Below are 21,212 nucleotides of genomic sequence, written 5' to 3'. Positions count from 1 at the left end.
CCCGCGCAGGCGGCGCAGCAGAAGCCCCCGCACCGGCCGCAGCACGCGCAGCAGCCACCCCGGCCGGGCGCGACAGCGCTGGGGCAGCCGCCGGCTGCCCCTCGGCGCCGCCTACGCCGGGCCGAAAGGCCAGCATGCGCAGCAAGGTCATCGAAAAGCCCGCGTATTCGTCGGGCGCCAGGCCCAGTTCGTTACGGCCGTGCACCGCGATCTGGTAGTACAGCTGCACTTCCTCGGCCTCGAACAGGCCGGCCAGGCGCACGATGTCGGCGTACTCGGGCAAGTCGTCGGGCAAGGCCGCCGGCACGGTCTGCGCCAGCGCGATACGGTGCAACAAGGTGCCCAGGTCTTGCAGCGCACCGTTGTACGACAGGCTGCGGGTAGCCATTTCGTCGGCCACCGCCAGCAAGTCGGCGCCGTCCTGTTTGGCCAGCGCGTCGAGCAGGCGAACCAGGTAGGACTGGTCGAGCGCACCGAGCATGCCCTGCACCGCGTCGAGCGTCACTTCCCCGGCCGCGTAGGCAATCGCCTGGTCGGTCAGCGAGAGCGCGTCGCGCATCGAACCGTGGGCGCCGGCAGCCAGCAGGCGCAAGGCCGGTTGCTCGAAGGTGATGCCTTCCTGGCCCAGGATGTTTTCCAGGTGGCTGATGATATGGCCGGGCGGCATCTGCTTGAGGTTGAACTGCAGGCAGCGCGACAGCACCGTAACCGGGATTTTCTGCGGGTCAGTGGTGGCCAGGATGAATTTCACGTGCTCGGGCGGCTCTTCCAGCGTCTTGAGCATGGAATTGAACGCGTGGTTGGTGAGCATGTGCACCTCGTCGATCATATAGACCTTGAAGCGCGCATTGCTCGGCGCATAGACCGCTTGCTCCAGCAACTGCGCCATCTCGTCCACGCCGCGATTCGATGCCGCATCCATCTCGATGTAGTCGACAAAGCGGCCGGCGTCGATCGCCGTGCACGCCTCGCACACGCCGCACGGGGTGGCGGTGATGCCGCCGTTGCCGTCCGGGCCGATGCAATTGAGCGACTTGGCCAGGATGCGCGAGAGCGTGGTCTTGCCGACGCCCCGGGTACCGGTGAACAGGTAGGCGTGGTGCAGGCGGCCGCTGTGCAGCGCATGCGTGAGCGCGCGCACGACGTGCTCCTGGCCGACGAGCGTTTCGAAGTTCTTGGGACGGTATTTACGGGCGAGGACTTGATAGGACATACTAAGATTTTACCGTAGATAGCGGTTACTAAGCGCGAAGCGGCAATTGTAGCAACTCGGGGCCAGATTAGATACGGCGCGCGGCCGGCCAGCGGCCCACCCGTACCCACCCGTGCCCCCCTCGCAGGCTGCCCATTCTCGCTTACAATTGTCCTTTCGCCCCATCCAGACACCCATGAAGAAATTTGCCCTGCTGTCCCTGCTGGCCTTGTCGGCCATCGCCCTGCCCTCGCACGCTGCCGAGCGCGAGTGGGCCAACTACAAATCGATGGTCGAAGGCCTGCGCATCGACCGCTTCTACGCGGTACCGGCCGCCGAGCGCGACAAGATCAAGCTCTATATTAGTGTGCGGCCGGTCAACAAGGACATCAAGCCGCAGGACGTGGTGCTGGTCGTGGTCAGCGGCGCCGAGCGCCAGCCCCTGCCGCCGCTCACGCCCGATTACCGGCTCGACTTCGGCGCGCCCAATCCGCGCTGGATGGACGGCGCCACCCGCATCGTCACCACCATGGCGGACGGCGAGAAATCGGCGATCGGCTACGAAGGCCTGGTGGTGCTGCCGGCCGGCCTGCAATGGAACTACGCCACCATCATGGGCAGCGTGGGCCAGATGAACAATGCGATCAAGAACATGGCCGGCGCCATGCGCTGGTTCGCGCCCAGCGTGGACGTGGTGGTGTTCAAGTTTGCCAAACCGGCCACGCTGAAGGTGGGCGCCACCGAGTACAAGACCAATGCCAGGAATATGATCATCCTGAAGCCGGACGCGGCGCTGATGAAGGCCAACCCGTTGATGGTGGTGTCGGAGCGGCCGCTGGAGGCGGAATTGCGCGACGAGTAAACCTGCGCCGAATGATGGGTATAAAAAAAGCTGCCCGAGGGCAGCTTTTTTAGCAATGAGGAGGCGAGCCTGATCTGCGGCACTTATGGTTAACGGCCGTGGCTGCTTCGTTCCCGACCTGACCAGGTTAGCCATGCCACAATGCGCAGGGGCCCGCCAGCGCTCATTATAACCTACAGCCCCAGCTCCTGCCAAATACCATCGACGCGCGCCTTCACTTCCGGCGTCATGGTAATCGTGGTGCCCCATTCGCGGCTGGTTTCGCCGGGCCACTTGTTGGTGGCGTCGATGCCCATCTTGCTGCCCAGGCCACTGACCGGCGAGGCGAAGTCGAGGTAGTCGATCGGCGTGTTGTCCACCAGCGTGGTGTCGCGGGTGGGATCGACACGGGTGGTAATCGCCCAGATCACTTCTTTCCAGTCGCGCACGTTCACATCCTCGTCCACCACCACGATGAACTTGGTATACATGAACTGGCGCAGGAAGCTCCACACGCCGAACATCACGCGCTTGGCGTGGCCCGCGTACTGCTTCTTGATCTGCACCACCGCCATGCGGTAGCTGCACCCCTCGGGCGGCAGGTAAAAGTCGGTGATTTCGCTGAACTGCTTTTGCAGCAGCGGAATGAACACCTCGTTCAACGCCAGGCCCAGCACGGCCGGCTCGTCGGGCGGCTTGCCGGTGTAGGTGGAGTGGTAGATCGGATCGCGGCGCATGGTGATGCGGTCGACGGTAAATACCGGGAAGCTGTCCTGCTCGTTGTAGTACCCGGTGTGGTCGCCATACGGACCTTCGAGCGCATGCTCGAAACCGGACGGGTGGTTCTCGTCGGGATAGATATGCCCTTCGAGCACGATTTCAGCGGAAGCCGGCACCCGTAATTCGCTGCCAATCGCCTTGACCAGCTCGGTGCGGCTGCCGCGCAAGAGGCCAGCGAACTGGTATTCCGACAGGCTGTCGGGCACCGGCGTGACCGCGCCTAATATAGTAGCGGGATCGGCGCCCAGCGCCACGCACACCGGGTACGGTTTGCCCTTGTTCTGCAAGGCGTGCTCGCGGAAATCGAGGGCGCCGCCGCGGTGCGCCAGCCAGCGCATGATCACCTTGTTCGGCCCCAGCACTTGCTGGCGGTAAATACCGAGGTTCTGGCGCTTCTTGTTCGGTCCCTTGGTAATCACCAGGCCCCAGGTAATCAGCGGTGCGATGTCACCCGGCCAGCAATGCTGGATCGGCAGCCTGGCCAGATCGACGTCGGCGCCTTCCCACACGATGTCGTGGCACGGCGCGCCGCGCAGTTCCTTGGGCGCCATGTCCCACACCGCTTTGATCAGCGAACCCATGCCGAGGATGTCCTTGAAACCTTTGGGCGGCTCCGGCTCCTTCAGGCGCGCCAGCACGTGGCCGATCTTGCGTAATTCGCTGACATCGTCGGCGCCCATGCCCAGCGCCACGCGCCTCGGGGTACCAAACAGATTTGTCAAGACCGGCATGCTGTGACCGGTCGGATTTTTGAAGAGCAAAGCCGGTCCGCCGGCGCGCAACACGCGGTCGGAAACCTCGGTCATCTCTAAATGCGGGGAAACTGGCGTCAAAATGGACTTAATTTCGTCCATTCGTTGCAGCTGGGAAAGGAAATCGCGGAGATCGGTATATTTCATCGTTTTTTAATATTTTCTTACAATAGTGTGCACTGTTTAAAAATACAGTTCAAGTGATTGATTTTATTGGTTTTCTAGCGCACACATGGCAAAAAGCTAGATTTAAAAGTTATAGCTTTCAATCGCGTTAGTATTGACTTGATATAATACCGCCCCTACAATCTGCCCTACTTGAAGAGAACAGCGCCTGAAGGCACGTGCCGACCACAAAGCGTCCACACGAAGTTGTTGCTCATTCATTCACGGAGTCGGGGCTCCACATGACATTTTAAGGAGTGTTTTCAAAAGGCGTCTGCCTTACCCCCGAAAGAGGTTGTATTGCGACTGATCCACTCCCACTGCGAGGGATCAGCTCAGGCAAGCAATTACGGCGTCCATGCCGGCACCTACAGTGCGATGGACGGTGATATTTCTGATGCACGGCAAGAGCACCCCCATGGGCTGCGTATTTCTTTATGTCATACGCTGGCAGGGGCCGTTTTCACCGGCATTTCAGAGGGGAACTCTATGATTAACCGCTTTACCGGTGCTTCCGCATTTGCCAGCACCATCCTGGCTCGCCAGCCAGCGGCGTGGTTGTCCAACACCCGCATTTCGGCCAAGGGCGTCTTGACCACCGCCCAGCACACTTTGACCATACTTGGTGTGACCGCTCTGGTTGTTATGGCAGTACTGTTTTTCCGTCCGGACCTGGCCAAAGCCCTGAGCGACAGCCTGAATCCGGCGCCAGTGGCAGAACCGATCAGCCTGGTCGCACCGCCGCTGTCGGCCTTGATGGACGCTCCGGCGCCTGCTGCAACCGATGCGGCCGGCGCTTCGTCCCAGTTGTCGAGCGAGGAGAAGGCCCTGATGGGCACCCAGAAGCAGCAACGCTGGGTGACCGACTGGTTGTCCAAGCGCTATCGCGTGGCCGGTGACGCGACCAATATGCTGGTGTCCACCGCCTACCTGACGGCCCGTGAAATCAAGCTCGACCCGCTGCTGATCCTGGCCGTGATGGCGATCGAATCGGGCCTCAACCCGTTCGCGGAAAGCCCGATGGGCGCGCAGGGCCTGATGCAGGTGATGTCCAAGGTGCACCACGAGCGCTTCCAGGAAATGGGCGGCCTGCAGGCAGCCCTGAATCCGGTCGCTAACATCCGCGTCGGTTCGCTGATCCTCAAGGATTACGTCACCCGTGGCGGTTCGGTGGAAGCCGGCCTGAAGAGCTACGTCGGCGCAGCAGCATTCGCCCACGACGACGGCTACGGCGCCAAGGTACTGGCCGAGTACCAGCGCCTGAAACAAGTTTCGAGCGGCAAGAAAGTACCGACCATCACTCCGGTGATGGCGCAATCCAAGCCGGCGCCGAAGGTGGAAGCACCACCGGCCCCGGCAGCCGATACGCAAATCGCCGGCCTCTAATATATAGAGGGCGAAAAAAATGGCCCGGTTCCTCGCGGAATCGGGCCATTTTTACGTCATCACGTACAATGGCGCTCCATCTTGCCACCACGCTCACTACCGTGCCCCTGCTACGCTTGCGCCCCCTGATTGCGGTACTGATGCTGTCGCTGCTGACGGCCTGCGCCGGCACCCGGCCAGCTGCGTCCGCCACGCCTGCTGCGTCCGCCACGCCAGCTTCAGCCGCCGTCCCGGCCCCAGCCTCGGCGCCGGCATCGGCCCCAGTGCGCTTCCTGCTCACCTTCGACGACGGCCCGGCCTCGGCCACCAGCGCCAACCCGACCGTGCGCATCCTCGAAACGCTGGCCCGCAACCAGCAGCAGCCGGGCATCAAGGCAGTGTTTTTTACGCAGACGCGCGCCGCCAACGGCGGCGGCACGCCGCGCGGGCGCGCCCTGATCCGGCGCGAACAGGCCGAAGGCCACCTGGTCGCCCTGCACAGCGCCACCCCGCGCCATGCCAACCACCGCTTCATGCCGCCGGCCGAACTGGCCGCCTCGATGGAAACCGGCGTGGGCGACCTGCTGGCGGAAACCGGCGTGCCGCCCACGCTGGTGCGTCCGCCGTTCTGGGCCTATACCGCCGACACGCTCGACATCTACCACGCCTACGGGCTGCAAATGCTGCTCACGGACCTGAGTGCCAACGACGGTAAAATCTATGGCGTCAACTGGAGCTGGCACAAGCGCTCCAATATGCTCAAGCACCTGGCCGAGACACGCTTGCGCTGGGCTGCCGGCGAGCTGCCGGAAGTGGACGGCGCCACACCGGTGGTGGTGACCTTCCATGACGTGAACAGCTACACGTCGCGCCACCTCGCAGAATACCTGGACATCCTGGTCGACGTGGCCCGCGAACTCGACGTGCCACTGGCTGCGCAACCGTTCTACGACAACCGCGAACAGCTCGAACGCGCGGCGCTGGCGCGTACCGTGGCCGACGGCCAGGCGCGCCAGCAATTACCGGGTTTCTGGAACTGGCTCTGGCACTAGCGTTACTTCAAGCCAGCATCCAGTAGCACGACCTCGATCTCCGGCGCCTCGTCGAGCACGCGCGCGGTGCATACCACCACCGACAATTCGTCATGCGCGAGGCTCAAGCTGTGGCCATCGGCGCCGAGCTTGAAGCGCGCTTCCTTCTCGCTCCACAAGCGATAAAAACCATCCGCGCGGCGCGCGGCCGCCAGTGCCTGCCATTGCGCGACTTCGTGTGCATCGAACGCCTGCGCGGCCAGCGCCGCCAGATCGCGGCCGGGGTCGCGCAATTCGATATCGAGGCCCAAGCGGGTGCGCGCACTGACCGCGCACGCCACCCAGCGCCCGCTGTGCGAGATGGAAAACCCGCCGTCGAAATTTTTCAGCGGCGGCGCGGCCAGCAGCGGCGCGCCGGCCACCTGCTCTTCCAGTACCACCGCGCGCGCCGGCACCCCCAGCACCTGGCCCAGCGCCATGCGCGCCAGCACCCGGCCGATGACGAACTGGCGCAGACGCTGGGACCGCGCAAAGCGCTGGCAGCGCGCCAGTTCGCCCGGCGCCAGCCAGTCACGCAGGCGCGGCAGGTCAACGTCCGCCACCGCATCGGCATCGACCATCAACAGGCGGACCGTGACCGGCGCCGTCATCACTGCGCGCCCGCGTAGCGTTTGAAGATCAGCGACGTGTTGATGCCGCCAAAGGCGAAGTTGTTCGACATGACGTAGTCGCAGTCCAGCGCGCGGCCGGTGCCGGCGATGTAGTCGAGTTGCGCGCAGCGCGGATCGAGCTGCTCGAGGTTGATGGTGGGCGCGAACCAGCCCTCGCGCATCATCTCGATGCTGATCCACGCTTCCAGCGCACCGCACGCGCCCAGCGTGTGGCCCATATAGCTTTTCAGGGAGCTGATCGGGGTAGCGCTGCCGAACACCGCCAGCGTGGCCTGCGATTCGGCGACGTCGCCCTGCTCGGTGCCGGTGCCGTGGGCATTGATGTAGCCGATATCTTGCGGTTGCAGGCCGGCGTCGCGCAGCGCCAGGCGCATGGCCGTCTGCATGGTAGCCGCATTCGGCTGCGTGACGTGGCAGCCGTCGCTGTTGGTGCCGAAGCCCACCAGTTCGGCGTAGATGGTGGCGCCGCGCTGCTGCGCGTGCTCCAGGTCTTCCAGGATCAGGCAGCCTGCGCCCTCGCCGATCACCAGGCCGTCGCGGTCCGCGTCGAACGGGCGCGGCGTGGTGTGGCCGGCGTCGTTGCGGGTGCTGGTGGCAAACAGCGTGTCGAACACCGCCGCCTCGGTCGCGCACAATTCCTCGGCGCCGCCTGCCACCATGGCGATCTGCTTGCCGGCGCGGATCGCCTCGCAGGCGTAGCCGATGCCCTGGCTGCCCGAGGTACACGCGCTCGACGTGGTGATCACGCGCCCGGTCAGGCCGAAGAACACGCCGATGTTGACCGGCGCCGTGTGCGCCATCATCTTGATATACGTGGTGGCGTTGATGCCCTTGGTGGAGCGCTCCTCCATCATGCGGCCAAAGTCGCCGATGGCGCTCGGCGTGCCCGCCGACGAACCGAACGACACGCCCATGTCGCCGCTTTGCAGCAGCGGATGGTCGAGCAGGCCGGCGTCGAACAGCGCCAGTTCGCTCGCGCGCGTGGCCATCAATGCCACCCGGCCCATGCTGCGCACGGCCTTGCGGCTGTAGCGTGGCGTCAGCTCGAACGGTGCAGCCGGCGCTCCCAGGCGGGTATGCAGGCCCTCGTAGTCGTCCCAGTCGGCCATGCGCACCACGGCGTTGCGGTACTCGCCCAGGCGCGCGCGCACGCTGGCCCAGTCGTTGCCGATCGGGCTGATGCCGGCCATGCCGGTGACGGCGACGCGGCGGCTCATGCCAGGCCGCCATTGACGGAAATGACCTGGCGCGTGATGTAGCCCGCTTCCTCGCCGATCAGGAAGCTCACTGCTGCGGCCACCTCTTCCGGCTTGCCCACCCGGCGCGCGGGGATCATCTTCAGTGCTTCTTCCATCGGCACGCCCTCGGTCATGTCGGTTTCGATCAGCCCCGGCGCCACGCAGTTGACGGTGATGGCGCGCTTGGCCAGTTCCAGCGCCAGCGCCTTGGTGGCGCCGATAATGCCGGCCTTGGCGGCGCTGTAATTGACCTGGCCGCGATTGCCGATCAGTCCCGACACCGAAGCGAGCGTCACGATGCGCCCCGGTTTGCGGCGCTGGACCAGCGGCATCACCAGCGGATTGAGCACATTGTAAAAACCATCGAGATTGGTTTGCAGGACGATGTCCCAGTCCTCGCCCGACATGGCGGGGAAGGCGTTGTCGCGCGCCACGCCGGCATTGCACACGACGCCGTAGTAGCAGCCATGTTCGGCGATGTCCGCCGCCAGCGCGGCGGCGGTGGCGGCGCGATCGCCGATGTCGAACTGCAGCACCCGCGCCGCGCGGCCCATGGCCACGATTTCGCCGGCCACGGCGTCCGCTTCGGCGCGCTGGCTGCGGCAATGGAGCACCACGTCGTAACCGTCGCGCGCCAGGCGCAGCGCGATCGCCTTGCCGATGCCGCGCGACGACCCCGTCACCAGCACACTCATGGACTTATTCTGATTCATCCTGCGTTTCCATCTTCGAGAAATTGATTGACATTATGGGGCTGGAACACCGTCACCGTGGCGGTGGCCAGCGCCGGCGCCTGTTCCGGCAACTGGCCCGGCGCAGCGGCGAGCTCGATGCGGCAGTCGAAGGCTCCGAGCCCGTTTTCACCTTGCAGCACGCGGTGCACGTGCACCCGCAGTACGCTGCCCGGCACGAAATACGGCACGCTGGCCTGGTACTTGCGCGAGCCCAGCAGAAAACCCACACGGGCAGGTTCGCCCAGCAGGCGGCCCTTCCAGCCGGCATGCGCGGCAATGGCCTGCGCCATGTATTCGATGCCCACCCAGGCCCCCACGCCCTGCTGCGATGCCAGCATGCTGTTGGCATGGATGCGCACTTCGGCGCACAGGTTGTCGTGGTCGGCGCTGACCACGCGGTCGAGCAGCACCATGGCGCCGGAATGCGGCACCAGTTCGCGCACATCGGGCATCTCCACGTCACTCATGGCACGCATCCAAGCACCAGCGCCGCGTTGGAGCCGCCAAAAGCGAAGGAACTGCTGAGCACCCGCCGCAGCGGCCGGCCCAGCGCCGCGCCGGGCGCCGCCAGGTTCAGGCGCGGCAGCGCGGGATCGAACACGCCGTCCCACAGGTGCGGGGGCAGCCGGCCCTGCCGGTTATCGTCCTGCATCGCCAGCCAGCACAGCGCCGCCTCGATGGCCGCCGCCGCGCCCAGCGTGTGGCCGGTGAACGGCTTGGTGGAGCTGACCGGTACCTGCTCGCCGAACAGCGCGGCGATCACGCGCGACTCCATGGCGTCGTTCTGCGGCGTGGCGGTGCCGTGCATATTGATGTAATCGACCTCGCCGGCCGCCACGCCGGCGCGCTGCAACGCCTGTGTCATGGCCAGCGCGGCACCGGCGCCGGTGGGATCGGGCGCGGACATGTGGTGACCGTCGGACGACTCGCCCCAGCCCATCAGCGCCACCGCTGCACCGGTGTCGGCACCGTCACCGGCATCGGCATCGGCATCGGCGGTCATCAGGAACAGCGCCGCACCCTCGCCGATATTGATGCCGTTGCGGTTGGCGCTCATCGGGTTGCATAGTGCCGCGCTGACCGATTCGAGCGACGCAAAGCCGGCCACCGTGAAGGTGCACAGTGAATCGGCGCCGCCCGTGACCACCGCATCGCACAACCCCATCTTGATCAGGCGCGCAGCGCTGGCCATGGCCTTGGCGCTGGACGAACAGGCGCTCGAATGCACATATGCCGGCCCGGCCACGCCCAGCTCGCGCGCCAGCATCACGCCCGGCGAACCCATTTCCTGGCGGTCGTACTGGAAGTCGTCAGGCAACACGCCCTGCGTGGCGTAGGTGCGGATCGCATGCTCGGTCTCGCCGATGCCCGACGTGCTGGTGCCGATCACCACGCCAACGCGGTCGGCGCCGTGGCGGGCAATCGCCGCATCGACGGCCGGCCGGATCTGCGCCAGCGCGGCCAGCACCAGCGCGTTATTGCGGCTGCGCTGCGCCGGCGGCAGGTGCGCCAGCTGCGGCAGCTCGGCCAGCACGCAGCCCAGCGGCAGCTCGCGGTCCGGGGTCCAGGCGCGGGTGGGCGCCACGCCCGGTTGGCCGGCGTACAGGCGCGCCTTCACCTCGGCATGGCTGGCGCCCAGTGCGCAGACGATGCCGCACGCGTTAAGGTAGTAAGTCGACATGTGATTCAATCAGTCCGGGGCTGCCTGGATGGTCAGCTTATAGTGATACCGCAGATTTTCCAACACCACCTTGCCGCTCCAGCGCGGCTGGCCGCTGTACACGATGCGCATGATCGCCTCGTCGTCCAGGTACAACATGCGGGTGTCGCCCTGCTCCGCGATGCGCCAGCCGGCCGGCAGCGCGGCGGCCACCGCACTGGCTGGCCACAGCGTGAGCTGCATGTCCTCCAGCACATCCTCGGCCTTGACCTGCGACGGCAGCATGAAGTGGCGCCACGACGTCAGTTCCTTGCCGTCGTAGCGCAGGGTCAGCACGCGCTGGCCCATGGCCAGGCCCACCACGTCGATCGCATCGGGCTCCACCTGCAAAGCCACGTCCATGTCGTCGGTGCGGCCCGCGCGCTCCACGGTCAGGTGCTGCTGCACGCTGATCGAGGCGCCCAGCGCGGCGGGCGGCAGCTTCAGTCCCAGTCGGGCCTGGGGCGGCGGCGTGGTGGCGCAGCCGGCCAGCGCCAACGCACTCCCTATAGCTGCCACGACGAGGGCGCGGCTGAACGTCACGCTGCGCATACGGCCTCCAGTGCGGCCAGCCGGCGCGGCGTCTCTTTCACGTACGGGTTGGTCAGGTCCCAGGCATAGCCGGCCAGGATCGAGGCGATCATGCGCTTGATTTCCGGGCGCTGCTCTTGGTGGAAGATGATGGTCTGGAAGCTGCCCGCGTACCAGGATTCCACGAATGCGCGGAAGGTGTCCACGCCCTTGCGCAGCGGCGCGCCGTAGTCGGCCTGCCAGTCCACCTGCTCACCGGCGAACTGGCGCTGCAGGGCCGCTGCCGCCAGGCTGGCCGATTTGAAGGCGATGGTCACGCCCGACGAAAATACCGGGTCGAGGAATTCGCCGGCGTTGCCGAGCAAGGCGTAACCCTCGCCCCACAGTTGGTCCACGTTGGCCGAGTAGCCGGTGATCTGGCGCGCCGGCGTATCCCACACGGCATCGGCCAGCAGCGCGTGCAGCGACGGCTCTTCCGCAATGATGGCGCGCAGGCGCTCGGTGGGCGTGCCCTGGTACTGGTCGAGGAAGGAGGTCTCGGCCACCACGCCCTGCGAGCAGCGCCCGCCGGCAAACGGGATGGTCCAGAACCACACGTTGCAGTGGCTCGGATGGACCGTCACGCGAATCTTGTTGCGGTCGAAATGGGCGCCGCGAATGCCGTCTTCCACGTGGGTGAAAATGGCGCCGCGCACCGGGAAGTTCGACGGCGTTTCCAGCTTGAGCAGGCGTGGCAGGATGCGCCCGAAGCCGCTGGCGTCGAGGATGAAACCGGCGCGCACCTGGTACCGGGCGCCGTCCGGGCGCTTGACGGTCACCAGCGCCGGCGCGCCATCCTGGCCCAGCATGATATCGAGCACCTCGTGGCGGTAGCGCACCTCGGCGCCGAAGCGCTCGGCCTCCTTGGCCAGGATGTGGTCGAAGTGGGCGCGCTGCACCTGGTACGTGGTACCCCACCCCTGCGAGTGTTTGTCGCGGAAGTCGAAGTCGGTGTAGCAGCCGTCGCGCATGAAGGCGGCGCCGTTCTTGAACTGGAAGCCCGCCTCCACCACTGCCTGCAACATGCCGGCCTGCTCGAGGTATTCCATGCTTTGCGGGAGCAGGCTTTCGCCGATCGAAAAGCGCGGAAACTCCTCGCGCTCGAGCACCAGCACGTGCCGGCCCTGCTGGCGCAGCAGCGCGGCCGCGACAGAACCGGCAGGGCCGGCGCCGACGATCAGGATCTCTACGGATTCAAGCGGGAATGCTTCAGACATGTTTGCCCTCAGTGGTGAAGTTGCCGAAACAGGGAACGATCAGCCAGACCAGCGCTGTCCCCAGCAGCATGGTCAGGCCGAACGCCTGCAAGGCCGGGGTATGGCTCAGGCCCAGCAGGCCGAAAGACAAGATGGTGCTGGCAGCCGACATGCCCACCGCCAGCCACGGCGTATGGTCGCGCCGGTCCGGGTGTTCCTGCATGAAGATGCCGTAGTCTACGCCCACGCCCAGCAGCAGCATCAGCGCCAGCACGTGGAACAGTTGCAGGTTCTGCGATGCATAGCCCAGGATCGCCAGCGCGGCGATGCTGGCAATGGCGGTCGGCGCCAGCACGCGCCAGGTGCGCCCGCGATAGCGCGGGAACAGCAGCACGAACACCACCGCGTAGGCACCCAGCGCCACCCAGCTCATGTTCACCCGGTAGCGGCCCAGTACCGACGAAATCTCGGCCACCTTGTCCACCCACTGCACGCCTTGCAAGCCGTCGGCCGCGCGCTGCACATGCGGTACGCCGGCCATGCCCAGGCCGCGCAAGGCGACGATGCTGGCATAGCCGCCGTCGATCTGGCCCAGCCACAGGTGGCGCCACGGCTCGCTGGCCGGGCTCTTGAGAAAATCGTCCACCGACAGCGGTGCACCGGCCGCCAGCAGCCCGGCGCGGGTGGCGCCGATCCAGGCGGCATCAGCACCGGTCTCGCGCGCCAGTCCCGCCAGCGGACCGTCGTCGGCCAGCAGTTTTTGTTCGACCAGGGCGCGCCGCGCGGCCTGCTTCGCGGCCGACGGCACCCAGTTCGACATGGCCTGGTAGCCGGAGATGTGCTGGTCGGCGATCAGCGGCTCAAGGCGCGCCTTGAGTTGCTCTTCGCGTTGCAGCAACTGCTCGGCCGATGCGGCCCGCACCAGGAAGTACTGCACCGGCGTGGGCGCGTCGAGCAGGCGGCTCAACTTGATCTGGTCGGCGATCAGGTGCTTGGGAGGATTTTGCAGCAGGCGGATATCGTCGTTGGCGCCCAGCCGGCTCACGCCGTAGGCAGCGGCCACCGCAAACACCAGCACCGCTACCAGCGTCGCGCGGTTGAACCGCAGCACCGGCCAGGCGCGCACGGCGCCGCCGTACAGGCGCACCAGTACTCCGCTCTTCAAGGTGCGGCTGCCGATCAGCACCGGGAACCAGCACACCACCGTCAGCCACGCGAACACCAGGCCCAGCGCCGAAAACACGGCCATCTGGCGCAGGCCAGGGAACGGCGTCAGCGCCAGTCCCATGTAGCCGATGACCGCCGCCAGCAGCGTGAAGCACAGGCCCGGCATCAGCCGCCGCAGCAGCGATGGCGAGTCGAGTTGTTCGCTGGCGGCCAGGCGGTTGCACAGGAAGTAGATGCCGTAGTCCTGCGCCACGCCGATCAGGCTGGCGCCGAACACCAGCGTGAGCAGGTGGATCTGGCCGAACAGCAGCCAGCACACCGACAGCGCGCCCAGAAAACCGACGCCGATCGACAGCAGGATCAGCGAGATCGGCTTGAACGAGTGGAACGCGAACCACATCAGCGCGATGATGCCCAGCAGCGAGCCGATGCCGATGGTCGACACCTCGCCGCTGGCCTGCGAACTGGCGTTGGCCGCGTGCAGGATCACGCCCGTCTGGATCAGCTCCACCTGTGGCACAGCCTTGCGGGCAGCATCGCCGGCCTGGCGCAGCAGCGGCAGCACGGCTTCCTGCGCCGACATCGACAGCGCCGGCACCTTCAATGTCAGGGGCAGCAGCACGTACTGTTTCTGGCCGTCGGCGACAAACAGGTGGCCGTCGCGCGGACGCACCGGCGTTTCTTGCGCCCTCTCCTGCACCCAGCCGCCGAACAGGCCGAACGGATCGTCTTGCCACGATCCGAGCTTGGGGCCGCCGAACGGGCTATACAGCTTGGACAGCGCGGCGTCGAGCCAGAACTGCGCCGGTTCGCCGCGCAATTGCGCTTCCTGTTCGGCGGTGAGCAAGGTCAATCGATGCTGCTGGAAGACGGAGAACCAGTCACTCTGGGTTTTCTCGTCGATGGCAGTGGCCTTGAACAGATCGCCGCGGGCGCCGAGCACCGCCTGGTAAGCGTCGGCCGCGCGTTTGGCATCAATCCAGCTCTCGGCGCCAACCAGCACGATCACGCGCTGCTGGGCCGCATCGACCATGTGCGCAAACGACGCCTGCAACACCGGGTCGCGCTCCTGCACCGGCAGCAGCGCCATGATGTCGGTGTTGGGCACGATGCGCTGGACCAGCCACAGGTAGGCGTTATGCCCGAGCAGCAGAGATACGATCAGCGCCCACAGCGCCGCCAGTTGTCGGCTGCGCGTCAAAACAGCGCCGCTTCCTCGGCGGTCAACGCCGATTCGCCAGTCTTGATGTCCGAGAAAACGATATTGGTGCGGTCGCCACTGGCTTCGCTCATGACGATGTTTTTCACGTAGGCGCCGCCTTCGAGCCTGATGGTGCCGATCGCCTTTTCCACCGCCGCCTGGCGTGCCTTGAGCGAGACATTCCAGCTATTGGCTTCCACCGCGCCATCGACCTCGAACACCGAGTCGAGCTGCGCCAGGTCGCCCGACAGCAGCGAGAACAGCACGTTGTTAATCACGCGCACGGTCGGCTCGGTCTTGGCGTCGAGCCGCATGGCCACGCGGTCGCCCTGGTAGTTGACGATTTCGTCCCGCGTCAGGCGCAAGGTGGCGGGAAATGGTTTTAAAGTACGCCACAACACGCCCTTGCCGGCCACCACGCAAAAGCGCCCGTTGGAGGCCAGCGGCTTCTTCATACCGGCCAGCGTCTTGGTCTGGTCGAAGCGGCCGCACATGATCGCGGGCCTGGCCAGCATGGCCTGGATTTTCGACACTTGCACCGCAGCGTGCGCGGCAGGCATCATCGATGCGGCCGACGTGGCCAACGTCACCACTGCCAGCGCGGCGCGTAGCGTTTTTTTCAGATTCATACAGGTTCCAATCCCAGTTTTTCAAACAGCACCGGCGGCGACACGAAGCACATCTCTTTGGTCGCTATATCGACCGCCACCATGGTGGTGCTGGCGCGGTTCAATCGCTTGCCCGTTTCGGCGTCGGTGATCAGGTAATCGATCTTGAGGCGGTTTTCCCACTCGACGATATCGGCGCGCAGCCTGAGCTTCTGGCCGAAGGTGGCCGAGCCCACGTAGCGCAGCTGCATGTCGATCACCGGCCAGGCATAGCCCGAAGCCTTCATTTGCGGGTAGTTGTAATCGATCTTGTCGAGCAGCGCGCAGCGCACCACTTCCAGGTACTTGACGTAGCGGCCGTGCCAGACGATTTCCATCGGGTCCAGGTCGAAGAACTGTACCTGCATCTCCACTTCCGCAAACCAGCGGCTTTGCGCGACTTTACGCATACAGGCTCCAGTCCTGGGCGCGGATGCGCGCGATCAGCAGGCGCAGGTCCGGCTCCAGGCGGCGGTCTTCCACCACCGGCGCCACATCCCGTTCCAGCGCCGCCTGCATTGCCGCCAGTTGCGCCGGTGGCGGCAGGTCGGGCGTCAGCTGGCAGCGCAGCCACACGCCCTGGCGCACCGTGACCAGCAACGCCGCCACTACCTGCTCGGTCAGTTCCAGCACGCGCAGGCAGTCGCGCGCGGCGATGGTGCCCATGCTGACCTTGTCCTGGTTGTGGCACTCGGTCGAGCGCGAGAACACCGACGCCGGCATGGTCAGTTTCAGCGCTTCGGCAGTCCAGGCCGAGGCGCTGATCTGCAAGGCCTTGAGACCATGGTTGATCGGCGCCCGCTCGCCGCTGGCGCCGGACAGGTTGGCCGGCAGGCCGTGGTTGTAGCGGCTGTCGACCAGCAGCGCCATTTGCCGGTCCAGCAGGTCGGCCAGGTTGGCCACGGCGTTCTTCATGCCGTCCATGGCAAAGGCGATATGGCCGCCGTAGAAATGGCCGCCGTGCAGCACCCGTTCGTTGTCGGCATCGATCAGCGGATTATCGTTGGCGCTGTTGAGTTCATTCTCGATCATGGTGCGGAACAGCAGCAGCGCGTCGGCCAGCACGCCGATCACGTGCGGCGCGCAGCGGATCGAGTAGCGATCCTGCAGGCGCTTGCCGTTGCGCTCCCACTCGGCAGTCGGCAGATCGCTGCGCAGCCAGGCGGCCACCTGCTGCATGCCAGCGTGCGGCTTGGCCGCAAACAGCACTTCGTCGAAGTGGTGGGCGTTGCCATCCATCGCGAACGACGCCATGGCGGTAATACGCGTGCACAGGCGCACCAGGTAGTCGGCGCGGTCATAGGCCAGGCACGCCAGCGCGGTCATGACTGCGGTGCCATTCATGATCGCCAGTCCCTCTTTCGGGCGCAGGCGCAGCGGCGTGATGCCCGCCTGCGCCAATGCCTGCGCCGCCGGCACCTGCACGCCATCGCGCCACACTTCGCGCTCGCCGCACAGCACGGCGGCCAGGTACGACAAGGGCGTGAGGTCGCCGCTGGCGCCCACCGAACCTTCGGACGGAATCAGCGGCAGCAGGCCGGCGTCCAGCAGGCGCGTAATTTGCAGCAGCAGCTCGACGCTCACGCCCGAGTACCCCTTGCAGAGCGACGCCAGGCGCGTGGCCAGGATGGCCCGCGTTTGCGCCGGCGTGAAATACTCGCCCAGGCCCACGCCGTGGTACGTGTACAGGTGGTGCGGCAGCTCGGCCACCAGCGCCGGCGGCACCGTCACCGTGCACGAGTCGCCGTAGCCGGTGGTCACGCCGTAGATGGTGCCGTCTTCCCGCAGCAGACGTTCGAGAAAGTCGGCGCCGCGCGCAATCGCACTGCGAAAGGCCGGATCGTCGGACAGTGCGGCAGCCGCGCGACCGTGAGCGATGTCGACGATGTCTTCCAGCGTCAGCCGCTCGCGGCTGAAATGGACGGTGCGCAGTGGTTCAGCGAGGTGCATCGGGGGAGTCCAGTTCCGGCAAATGCCAAAAATCGTAAAAGTTAAACCATTCCAGCGGCGCCTGCAGCGCATGGTGTTCCAGGCGGCGCGCGTAGTCGCCGGCCAGCTGCGCCAGTGCGCCATCGCGGTCCTTGCGCGGGACGCGCACGCTATCGCGGAACGCCTCGAAGTACACGTGCGCGCGGCCGTTGCGGCGCACCGAAAACACCAGGTACACCGGGCATTGCAGGATGCCGGCCAGGATGTGCGGCCCCACCGGGAATGCCGCCGGCGCGCCGAGAAAATCGACGACCGCCACGCGGGGATTGGGCGACACCGGCACCCGGTCACCGGCAATCACCACGAACTCGCCGCGCGCAATACGCTCGGCCAGCATCATCGCCGTGGCCGGCGACATCTCGGTCACCTGCACCAGGTTGAGCGCACTTTCCGGATTCAGGCTGGCCAGCATGTCGTTGAACGCCTGGGCATGGCGCGTATGCACCAGCACCGTGATGCGGATATCGCGGCGCTGACGCGAGAGCACGCGGCATAATTCCATATTGCCGAGGTGGGAGCAGATCAGCAGGCCGCCGCGCCCCGCCGCCGCCGCGTTGGCCATCAGTTCGGCGCCGTGCAGTGCCACCTCGTCCATGTTGTACAGCCCGCCCCACAGCAGCATCTTGTCGAGGATGCTCTCGCCGAAGGCGGCGAAGTGACGCAGCACGCCCGGCAGCTTGCGCCCGGAATGCGCCGCCACGCGCCGCAGGTACTCGCGCGAAGCGCGGCGCGGCAATGGCTTGGTGAACACATACCACGCCAGCACCGGGTAGAGCACCAGGCGAAACGGCCAGCGGCCGAACACGCGGCAGATCCAGAACAGGAACCGCATGCCGGCGACGAAACTGAACTCGTTGAGCGACGCCCAGTGCAGGCCGCGCGCGCTCATGGCGCCCGCCCGCGCCACTTGCGCGCCAGCAGGCGCGGGATGCGTGGCAGCATGCCGAAGAACAGCTTCGTGTGCATCCAGGTGATCAGCGCATTGTCGTGCCACATGCGGAAGTGCGAGACGCCGTCGGTAGGATAGCTTACCCGCGTAGGCAGATTGACCACTTGGGCGCCGGCCCAGTACAGCCGCACCAGGATGTCGGTGTCGAAGTTCATGCGCGCGCCGATGCGCTGGCGCGCGGCCAGCGCGGTGACGGCCGCCACCGGATACACGCGAAAGCCGCACATCGAGTCGATGATGTCGAACGACAGCGTATTGATCCACACCCAGATATGGGTGGCGTAGCGCCCGTACAGGCGCGCCTTCGGCACCGATTGGTCGTACACCGGGTGGCCGGCGATGATCGATTCCGGGTGCGCCTGCGCCTGCGCCAGGAACAGCGGCACGTCGCCGGTGCGATGCTGGCCGTCGGCATCGATTTGCAGCAGGTGCGTGCAGCCCGCGCGCGCCGCGTGCACGAAGCCCGCCAGCACGGCCGCGCCCTTGCCCTGGTTGACCGCCAGGCGCACCAGCGCCACGCGCGGCGCGTGCACGGCTGCCAGCCGGTCCAGCACCGCCGCGCAAGCGCTGTTGCTGCCGTCGTCGACCAGGATCACCGGCACGCCCGCGCCATGCACCAGCAGCCCGTCGACCACGGCGCCGATCGCATGTTCGTGGTTATACACCGGGACCACGATGCAGGGCTTGAAGGTCTCACTCATCGCGGTTTTCTCCGGCCAGCGTGATGCGCCCGCTCGAGTGCTGGAAGCCCTCGGACGTGTAGCGGAAATTGAGGGTGCCCTTGGCGGCGTCGTGCACCAGCTCGAGCTGCACCCGCATGTCGGGCACCACCACCTGCTGGAACTTGAGCACGTTGATGCCCGTGAAGTCGGGCGGCAACGCGAAGTATGCGCGGCCATAATGCATGGCCCACTCAACCTGCACCACGCCGGCCAGGATGGGCGCCACGTCGAAGTGGCCGTCGAAGTACAGCAGGTCGGCTGGCGCCGTCACCTGCAGCAGCACGCGGCGCTCGTCGCGTTCCAGTTCGACGACGTGCGGCAGGCGCGGTGGTTGCGGCGGTTGCGGTGGTTGCGATATTTGCGGCTTGACCAGGGCAGGCTGGTCGAGCAGCGCTTCCAGCGCAGCCAGCGTGGTCTTGCCCTGTGCGTTGACCGGCAAGCGGTCGAGGTAGCGCCAGCGGCGCGGCAAGGCCACTGCGGGCACGGTGGGCGCCAGCGCGGCGCGCAGCAGGCGGTTCAGCGCCGCCTTGCCGTGCTGGGCCAGCACCGCAGCGCCGGCGGCGCTGGGCACGACCAAGGCCGCGATGCGCTGGCGTTCGCTGCCCGGCTGCGCTGTATCTGTACACGCGATCACGCGCGCCTCCAGCACCAGGCTGGAGACCAGCAGCGCCGCTTCCATGGCCGTGAGCGAGACGCGCTTTTCCTCGATCTTGACGATGCGATCGTTACGCCCGCGCAGCACGAAACCATTTTCACCGGCCGGCTCGGCGCGGTCGGCCAGCGCCAGCCAGCTGTCGTCGGACAAGTGCGGCGAGCGCACTTCCAGGCCGCCCTCCCCGCCCAGGCGCCAGGCCACGGCAGGCATGGCGCGCCATGCATCGTCAGCGAGGTGGGCGCGCTGGCGCCAGGCCACGCCGCCGGTCTCCGAGCTGCCATACACTTCGATCGGGGCTTTTCCCAGCAGCGCGCCGGCAGCCAGCGCGGCGTCGGCCGCCAGCGGGCCGCCGGAGGAGAACACGGCGCGCAGGTTGCGCGCGGCGCCGCGCCAGTCCAGGTGTTCGGGCAGGCGCTTGAGGTGCGCGGGGCTGGCGACGAGCACGCAGGGGCCAAGCGCCAGCGCCGGCGCCAGCGCTTCGTGGAAACCGATGCTGGCCGCATGCAGCGGCCGGCCCGTGGTCAGCGGCCACAGGACCTTGAACAGCAGGCCGTAGATATGCTGGTGCGACACCGTCGCCACGATGGCGGCGTCGCCAGCGGTGGCGCCGAACAGCAGGTCGAGCGTGGCCACCTCGCTGGCGACCTGCGACAGCTTTTTGGGAATGGCCTGCGGCGCGCCGGTGCTGCCGGAGGTAAACACCACCAGCGCCGGCGCGTCGTCCTCGATCCTTGCGGCCGGCAGCACGCCGCCGTGCGCAGCATCGGGCCGCAACGGCGCCAGCGCCGCCGGGTACATTCCCAGGAAACCGTCGACGGACGACGCCAACGCGGTGCACGTGGCGTCCAGTGTATCGGCGCCGAGCCAGATGGTTTTGCCGGCATGCCAGGCGCCCAGCAGCGCCGCGCCAAAGTCGATGCTGTCGTCGAGATACAGCGCGAAATGGCGGCCGGGCTGGGCGCGCAGCAGCGCATGCCAGGCGCCGGCGCGGGCCAGGAACTGGGCGTTGGCGACCGGCGCCCCGGCGCGCCAGCCCACCAGGGCGTGGGCCGGCCGCGCCGCCATGGCGGCGGCCAGGTTGGCCAGTGGCGCAGAGAACAGGTCAGCCATGGTGCAGGCGCTTGAATCGCAGGCGCACCAGGTATTCGACGCCGAACAAAAGCCCCATCAGCGCGTACGAAATCACGCCCGTGTAGAGCGACCAGGCGGCTTCGCTGGCCCACAGCGCAGTGCCCAGCGCGATGGCGCCGTTGACGATGAAAAAGCCGCACCACACCTTGGTGACGTTGCGCATATACGCTTGCGCCACCGGGGGAAAATCCTCGCCGCGCAGGCGTGCCATGCGCTCTACCGCCGACACCGGGGTGGTGAGGCTGTAGGCAAAACCGCCGAGCAGCGCGGCGTTCACCAGCACCGGGTAGAGCTTGAGCGGCAACAGCAGGTTGCTCCAGATGGCGCAGGCCACCAGCACCAGCGCACCGGCCACCGACCAGCGCGCCGCGCCAGACAGGCGCAGTGCCGGCAGGCGCGTGACAGCGGCGGCCAGCAGCAGCATGGCCAGCCAGCGCGGCTCGACCTTGCCGTGTCCCAGCCAGATCGCCAGCGGATACAGCAGCGTCAATGCCACTGTCAGTACGGTCATCAACAT

General features: G+C 66.5%; 20 protein-coding genes and 1 other RNA gene. 3 read left to right on the top strand and 18 right to left on the bottom strand.

Annotated elements, in window-relative coordinates:
- A partial coding sequence (gene dnaX, locus DUPY_RS23980; RefSeq protein WP_070251667.1) for a DNA polymerase III subunit gamma/tau occupies positions 1-1,213 on the bottom strand: 1,213 nt, incomplete at its 3' end.
- A 175-nt stretch (positions 1,214-1,388) separates the two neighbouring features.
- Between dnaX and DUPY_RS23975 the strand changes: the two genes are divergently transcribed.
- A complete protein-coding gene (locus DUPY_RS23975; RefSeq protein ID WP_070251666.1) occupies positions 1,389-2,054 on the top strand; it encodes a hypothetical protein in 666 nt (221 codons plus the stop codon).
- 59 nt (positions 2,055-2,113) lie between these two features.
- Here DUPY_RS23975 and ffs read toward each other — a convergent pair.
- An RNA gene (gene ffs / locus DUPY_RS23970) (signal recognition particle sRNA small type) lies at positions 2,114-2,212 on the bottom strand.
- 15 nt (positions 2,213-2,227) lie between these two features.
- Complete coding sequence (ubiD, locus tag DUPY_RS23965) at positions 2,228-3,712, bottom strand: 4-hydroxy-3-polyprenylbenzoate decarboxylase (RefSeq protein ID WP_071651694.1); 1,485 nt, start codon at positions 3,710-3,712, stop codon at positions 2,228-2,230.
- Positions 3,713-4,219: 507 nt separating this feature from the next.
- Here ubiD and DUPY_RS23960 point away from each other — a divergent pair.
- Both DUPY_RS23960 and DUPY_RS23955 read left to right on the top strand, forming a co-directional pair.
- Positions 4,220-5,116 carry a lytic transglycosylase domain-containing protein gene (locus DUPY_RS23960; RefSeq protein WP_084640877.1) on the top strand — a complete coding sequence of 299 codons (897 nt, stop codon included), beginning with the start codon at positions 4,220-4,222 and terminating at the stop codon, positions 5,114-5,116.
- Positions 5,117-5,184: 68 nt separating this feature from the next.
- A complete protein-coding gene (locus DUPY_RS23955; protein WP_229255485.1) occupies positions 5,185-6,147 on the top strand; it encodes a polysaccharide deacetylase family protein in 963 nt (320 codons plus the stop codon).
- A gap of 2 nt (positions 6,148-6,149) precedes the next feature.
- Here DUPY_RS23955 and DUPY_RS23950 read toward each other — a convergent pair whose 3' ends face one another.
- Genes DUPY_RS23950 through DUPY_RS23880 form a run of 15 tightly spaced genes read right to left on the bottom strand, consistent with a single transcriptional unit; the run spans position 6,150 to position 21,212 of the window.
- Positions 6,150-6,776: a 4'-phosphopantetheinyl transferase family protein gene (locus DUPY_RS23950; protein WP_070251664.1), complete on the bottom strand. Its 627-nt coding sequence runs from the start codon at positions 6,774-6,776 to the stop codon at positions 6,150-6,152.
- A complete protein-coding gene (locus tag DUPY_RS23945) occupies positions 6,776-8,014 on the bottom strand; it encodes a beta-ketoacyl-ACP synthase (protein ID WP_070251663.1) in 1,239 nt (412 codons plus the stop codon). Before DUPY_RS23945 ends, DUPY_RS23950 begins: the two co-directional genes overlap by 1 nt.
- Positions 8,011-8,748, bottom strand: a complete 738-nt coding sequence (gene fabG / locus DUPY_RS23940) for a 3-oxoacyl-ACP reductase FabG (RefSeq protein ID WP_070251662.1) — start codon at positions 8,746-8,748, stop codon at positions 8,011-8,013. The genes DUPY_RS23945 and fabG overlap by 4 nt, the downstream gene beginning before the upstream one ends.
- A complete protein-coding gene (locus DUPY_RS23935) occupies positions 8,745-9,236 on the bottom strand; it encodes a hotdog family protein (protein WP_070251661.1) in 492 nt (163 codons plus the stop codon). The genes fabG and DUPY_RS23935 overlap by 4 nt, the downstream gene beginning before the upstream one ends.
- Complete coding sequence (locus DUPY_RS23930) at positions 9,233-10,450, bottom strand: beta-ketoacyl-ACP synthase (protein WP_070251660.1); 1,218 nt, start codon at positions 10,448-10,450, stop codon at positions 9,233-9,235. Before DUPY_RS23930 ends, DUPY_RS23935 begins: the two co-directional genes overlap by 4 nt.
- A gap of 9 nt (positions 10,451-10,459) precedes the next feature.
- Positions 10,460-11,020 (bottom strand): DUF3261 domain-containing protein, encoded by a 561-nt coding sequence (locus DUPY_RS23925; protein ID WP_070251659.1) that lies wholly within the window; start codon positions 11,018-11,020, stop codon positions 10,460-10,462.
- Positions 11,008-12,255, bottom strand: coding sequence for an NAD(P)/FAD-dependent oxidoreductase (locus DUPY_RS23920; RefSeq protein ID WP_070251658.1), 1,248 nt, complete (start codon positions 12,253-12,255; stop codon positions 11,008-11,010). The genes DUPY_RS23925 and DUPY_RS23920 overlap by 13 nt, the downstream gene beginning before the upstream one ends.
- On the bottom strand, positions 12,248-14,602 hold the full coding sequence (locus DUPY_RS23915; RefSeq protein WP_070251657.1) for an MMPL family transporter: 2,355 nt from the start codon (positions 14,600-14,602) through the stop codon (positions 12,248-12,250). The genes DUPY_RS23920 and DUPY_RS23915 overlap by 8 nt, the downstream gene beginning before the upstream one ends.
- On the bottom strand, positions 14,599-15,231 hold the full coding sequence (locus DUPY_RS23910) for an outer membrane lipoprotein carrier protein LolA (protein ID WP_070251656.1): 633 nt from the start codon (positions 15,229-15,231) through the stop codon (positions 14,599-14,601). The genes DUPY_RS23915 and DUPY_RS23910 overlap by 4 nt, the downstream gene beginning before the upstream one ends.
- Entirely contained in the window at positions 15,228-15,659 is a 432-nt protein-coding gene (locus tag DUPY_RS23905) for an acyl-CoA thioesterase (protein WP_070251655.1), read from the bottom strand. The genes DUPY_RS23910 and DUPY_RS23905 overlap by 4 nt, the downstream gene beginning before the upstream one ends.
- On the bottom strand, positions 15,652-17,199 hold the full coding sequence (locus DUPY_RS23900) for an HAL/PAL/TAL family ammonia-lyase (RefSeq protein ID WP_070251654.1): 1,548 nt from the start codon (positions 17,197-17,199) through the stop codon (positions 15,652-15,654). The genes DUPY_RS23905 and DUPY_RS23900 overlap by 8 nt, the downstream gene beginning before the upstream one ends.
- A complete protein-coding gene (locus tag DUPY_RS23895; protein ID WP_070251669.1) occupies positions 17,186-18,127 on the bottom strand; it encodes a lysophospholipid acyltransferase family protein in 942 nt (313 codons plus the stop codon). Before DUPY_RS23895 ends, DUPY_RS23900 begins: the two co-directional genes overlap by 14 nt.
- Complete coding sequence (locus DUPY_RS23890; protein WP_070251653.1) at positions 18,124-18,888, bottom strand: glycosyltransferase family 2 protein; 765 nt, start codon at positions 18,886-18,888, stop codon at positions 18,124-18,126. The genes DUPY_RS23895 and DUPY_RS23890 overlap by 4 nt, the downstream gene beginning before the upstream one ends.
- On the bottom strand, positions 18,881-20,674 hold the full coding sequence (locus DUPY_RS23885) for an ApeI family dehydratase (protein ID WP_070251652.1): 1,794 nt from the start codon (positions 20,672-20,674) through the stop codon (positions 18,881-18,883). Before DUPY_RS23885 ends, DUPY_RS23890 begins: the two co-directional genes overlap by 8 nt.
- Positions 20,667-21,212 carry a COG4648 family protein gene (locus DUPY_RS23880; protein ID WP_070251651.1) on the bottom strand — a complete coding sequence of 182 codons (546 nt, stop codon included), beginning with the start codon at positions 21,210-21,212 and terminating at the stop codon, positions 20,667-20,669. Before DUPY_RS23880 ends, DUPY_RS23885 begins: the two co-directional genes overlap by 8 nt.

The organism is Duganella phyllosphaerae, from assembly GCF_001758785.1.
In the GTDB taxonomy this organism is placed as follows: Bacteria; Pseudomonadota; Gammaproteobacteria; order Burkholderiales; family Burkholderiaceae_D; genus Rugamonas; species Rugamonas phyllosphaerae.
The sequence above is the reverse complement of the archived record's forward strand: the minus strand, read 5'-3'. Positions and strand labels throughout refer to the sequence as shown.

Excerpts from the sequence above, each read along its gene's own strand:
- DUPY_RS23975 (WP_070251666.1), top strand. The coding sequence starts at position 1,389 with ATGAAGAAATTTGCCCTGCTGTCCCTGCTGGCCTTGTCGGCCATCGCC.
- ubiD (WP_071651694.1), bottom strand. The coding sequence starts at position 3,712 with ATGAAATATACCGATCTCCGCGATTTCCTTTCCCAGCTGCAACGAATG.
- DUPY_RS23960 (WP_084640877.1), top strand. The coding sequence starts at position 4,220 with ATGATTAACCGCTTTACCGGTGCTTCCGCATTTGCCAGCACCATCCTG.
- DUPY_RS23955 (WP_229255485.1), top strand. The coding sequence starts at position 5,185 with ATGGCGCTCCATCTTGCCACCACGCTCACTACCGTGCCCCTGCTACGC.
- DUPY_RS23950 (WP_070251664.1), bottom strand. The coding sequence starts at position 6,776 with ATGACGGCGCCGGTCACGGTCCGCCTGTTGATGGTCGATGCCGATGCG.
- DUPY_RS23945 (WP_070251663.1), bottom strand. The coding sequence starts at position 8,014 with ATGAGCCGCCGCGTCGCCGTCACCGGCATGGCCGGCATCAGCCCGATC.
- fabG (WP_070251662.1), bottom strand. The coding sequence starts at position 8,748 with ATGAATCAGAATAAGTCCATGAGTGTGCTGGTGACGGGGTCGTCGCGC.
- DUPY_RS23935 (WP_070251661.1), bottom strand. The coding sequence starts at position 9,236 with ATGAGTGACGTGGAGATGCCCGATGTGCGCGAACTGGTGCCGCATTCC.
- DUPY_RS23930 (WP_070251660.1), bottom strand. The coding sequence starts at position 10,450 with ATGTCGACTTACTACCTTAACGCGTGCGGCATCGTCTGCGCACTGGGC.
- DUPY_RS23925 (WP_070251659.1), bottom strand. The coding sequence starts at position 11,020 with ATGCGCAGCGTGACGTTCAGCCGCGCCCTCGTCGTGGCAGCTATAGGG.
- DUPY_RS23920 (WP_070251658.1), bottom strand. The coding sequence starts at position 12,255 with ATGTCTGAAGCATTCCCGCTTGAATCCGTAGAGATCCTGATCGTCGGC.
- DUPY_RS23910 (WP_070251656.1), bottom strand. The coding sequence starts at position 15,231 with ATGAATCTGAAAAAAACGCTACGCGCCGCGCTGGCAGTGGTGACGTTG.
- DUPY_RS23905 (WP_070251655.1), bottom strand. The coding sequence starts at position 15,659 with ATGCGTAAAGTCGCGCAAAGCCGCTGGTTTGCGGAAGTGGAGATGCAG.
- DUPY_RS23900 (WP_070251654.1), bottom strand. The coding sequence starts at position 17,199 with ATGCACCTCGCTGAACCACTGCGCACCGTCCATTTCAGCCGCGAGCGG.
- DUPY_RS23895 (WP_070251669.1), bottom strand. The coding sequence starts at position 18,127 with ATGAGCGCGCGCGGCCTGCACTGGGCGTCGCTCAACGAGTTCAGTTTC.
- DUPY_RS23890 (WP_070251653.1), bottom strand. The coding sequence starts at position 18,888 with ATGAGTGAGACCTTCAAGCCCTGCATCGTGGTCCCGGTGTATAACCAC.
- DUPY_RS23885 (WP_070251652.1), bottom strand. The coding sequence starts at position 20,674 with ATGGCTGACCTGTTCTCTGCGCCACTGGCCAACCTGGCCGCCGCCATG.
- DUPY_RS23880 (WP_070251651.1), bottom strand. The coding sequence starts at position 21,212 with ATGTTGATGACCGTACTGACAGTGGCATTGACGCTGCTGTATCCGCTG.